Here is a 3057-nt window from a genome sequence, read left to right on the forward strand (position 1 = left end):
GTGGAGTGGGGTCAAGGGGGGGGTACTATTTATGGAAAGTGCCCGAATTCGGACACTTTGGAGGCAACTTAAAGTTATGATTAGGGCAAGTGTGATTGCTTGGTTTTTTAATGACCAAAAATTTTAGCAGTTCTTCTGACCTGATTGGCTCGTTTGGACATTATGCCCATTCTAAGTAGAAACAACCCTGCTCGCAATGGTGCGGCAGCAACATTGACACCCGGGATAAGCAATGCCAATGTTGCACCAATTTCTAGTGCTAAAATAACCTTATCTGTTGTGGTTAACACAGGAAATGCAGATGGTTTTGGTCTTTGTATTGTAATGATTTCTGGTCCAAGTTCCACGGATGGCAAATTATTCTCCAAGCTGTGCGATGATACAGGTTCAATTTCATTGGATTTGGTTGGTACGATAGATGTTGGTACATCCATATCATTCATCAGATATTCAGCTGCATCGTCTAAATCTTTTTTGCTAATTATTTCAATCGCTTGCCCCGTTTGGGTATCAATATAAACACCATTGCCATTTTCTGAAATAACAAGTTCCACATCTTTAAACAGCCACGGTGCCAAGTTTTCTAGCTCATCAACTGTCTGTTTGCTAACAGACATCTCAAGTTCTTGGCGACTGTATTTGACATCACCCAGCAAATCAATGACAGGCAGATTTTCAAACACCCATCGCTCAAGTTTATAAGCATCAGGCAGACGCTCTTTGGCAAAGATGGGCACCAATTCTGGCGAAAAGGCATACTCAGCATCCTCCTGCTCTTGCCAGTTATCATCTTCTGTGATGTGTAGGACGGAGAATCTGTCCTCACCTGCAATGTACTGGTAGTCCTTTTCTTGTCCTTCAGATAAAGAATCGTTGGGGAATTTCATCTCTACCACGCGCTTGATGTTATCGGCATAATTGTGGTTATATACACTATACTCAGCAGAAACTTCACCCCCTGGCCAGCGACGCTCGGCATTTTTGACAATAATCAAATCAGGGCGACGGCGATAGGCATTTGGTACCACCCCCTCTTTATAGACCAATCGACTGTTCCAACCATTGGTGTGGCGGCGGTTATAACCCTTAGATGAGTCTCGTCCTTTTGCCTTGTTTTGGGTGAGATGAGGAATGGCGGGGATGGGGTTGGTCTCTCTAAAATCAGGGTCAGGCACGCTAAATGTGACCTCCGACTTATAATGCCATCGGTAATCAGCATGCTCTTGGTCTAGCTTAATCAGCAGATGAAACGCCGCTTGAAAGCTGCGAAACTCTTTTTTATCCTCAGTAGGCAAAGGGATATTAATGCCTTTCATATGCTTTAAGACAAAATCACACTTTACCCAAATATAGCCTTTGTCAGGGGCATCCACCACGGCATACTCTGGGTCATTTTTTACTCGAGTAATATATTGGCTCATCATCACCTCTATAATGGATTGGGCATAACAATCGCACCGCCATCCTCTCGGCTCATCAGACGCCACTTGACTGCACGGCGCAATCTTTTTTTACCATTTTCAAGATACATCCCCTCCTCTGGAAAAGGCATGCCTTGTTGTAGATACATACTTTGCCATTCGCCCTCACCAAAAACAAAATCCACAGGTTGCCACATCCCACTGTGTGGCACAATGTGATAAGGGTGATAGTCAAGTGCCTGCCCAAAGATAGGAACCAAATTTAGCTTATTGCCGTTGGGGTTTAATACCCCTTGTTCAAAGTTGTCATTGTCCCAGCGTCTAAGCCAATAATAGGCATTAATCCACTGCAATGCACCACTGCCATATTGTGTATGGGGTGTTTGAATGGGGCGTGTTAAATGGGCTGCCACAACATAAGCAAGAGGTAGGGGCTGATGTTTGTTGGCAACTCTTGGCAAACTGCCAGCTTGGATGACCATAGTCTGCCCCACCCTCTTCACCTCAACCTGTGGGTAGGCTTTAAGCGTTTGGGCATAATAAGGTTGTTCTAGTACTTTGTCCACAAAGGGCTGTCCGATAAAGCTAAGCCAGCTGATGCTGCGAATGCCACGATACCAGTCACTTGCTGAGAACGCCGAGCCATCAGCGGTAATGCCCCAATACTCTCTGGCAACATCCGCCTCATAATATGCATAAGGGTGTCTGTCGTAGGGTAATCTTGTGCTAAGCCCTGCATAGCCGTGAAACAGCTCACCGTCATAAGTGCCAAGTACATCCTCCACCCACTCTTGAATCTCGGCTCTGCCCTCTGCATCATAAAGTAAACTAACTGGCAGATGAATTTTTAGATAGCTAAAAAAATGGTCTGCCAGCGTCCCAATAAAATAATCTTCGGCAAACTCGCCTGAGGTATTGGAAGTGAGGTGCCACTCGATGGCTTCTCTATAATTTTCAAACGCCAAAAACTTAGCCTTAGTACTCTCAAAGCTTTTGTCGGTTAATTTCACAAAACCTCTTGAGCCTTTTTTAAAATGAGCTTTCATCGGATAGCGAGCTTTAAACCGTTCTAATAGGTTAATTGTTTTTAATTTTTTTTCTGGACTATTATCATTTTCAAAATAAACCAAAATGATAAACGACAGTTTGGCATAAATATCGCCTGTCTGTTTTTGCCATAAAATCTTATCTTCTGCCTTTTTTAGCTCCTCTATAATCGCCTCATCGGTGGGTGGGGTGTATTCAATATTAACCATAAAAAGCTCCTTGTATTGCTTGATATTCTTGAGGTTGGATAAAGTGTTGAGAGTTGATTTGGTTGGATTATAACAAATTATAAATCATTAATCATCAATGTACTCAAAAAATAACTCCACACTGTCCTTGCCCGCCACATATAATGTGCGGGTTTTGATTGGCTTAGGTTTGTCGTTAATAAGCTCTAGGCTTTCAGCCTGAACTGTAGTTACTATCATAGTTTCACCACGAGCATTTGTTCTACCTTGAATTTTCCTATTATCACTGACATTTATCTGATACGGATAGTTCGCTAATGGTTTGTTGGTTCTGCTGGAGGTGATGATATATTGACCAACAAATGGATGTCTAAGCTTGGGCACCTCATACCCCACATACT

Annotated in this window: 2 protein-coding genes and 1 pseudogene; all 3 read right to left on the reverse strand. The window is 43.0% G+C overall.

Going from position 1 to position 3057, the window contains the following annotated elements; all coding sequences use genetic code 11:
- Window positions 1-107: 107 nt before the first annotated feature.
- Window positions 108-1421, reverse strand: a complete 1314-nt coding sequence (locus tag B0182_RS13585; RefSeq protein ID WP_158079724.1) for a VRR-NUC domain-containing protein — start codon at window positions 1419-1421, stop codon at window positions 108-110.
- Window positions 1422-1429: 8 nt separating this feature from the next.
- On the reverse strand, window positions 1430-2677 hold the full coding sequence (locus B0182_RS13590; RefSeq protein WP_078275421.1) for a type VI immunity family protein: 1248 nt from the start codon (window positions 2675-2677) through the stop codon (window positions 1430-1432).
- A gap of 87 nt (window positions 2678-2764) precedes the next feature.
- Window positions 2765-3057, reverse strand: a pseudogene (locus B0182_RS14675) (hypothetical protein); the annotation flags it as partial.

The organism is Moraxella bovis (assembly GCF_002014975.1).
Taxonomy (GTDB): domain Bacteria; phylum Pseudomonadota; class Gammaproteobacteria; order Pseudomonadales; family Moraxellaceae; genus Moraxella; species Moraxella bovis.

Excerpts from the sequence above, each read along its gene's own strand:
- B0182_RS13585 (WP_158079724.1), bottom strand. The coding sequence starts at position 1,421 with ATGAGCCAATATATTACTCGAGTAAAAAATGACCCAGAGTATGCCGTG.
- B0182_RS13590 (WP_078275421.1), bottom strand. The coding sequence starts at position 2,677 with ATGGTTAATATTGAATACACCCCACCCACCGATGAGGCGATTATAGAG.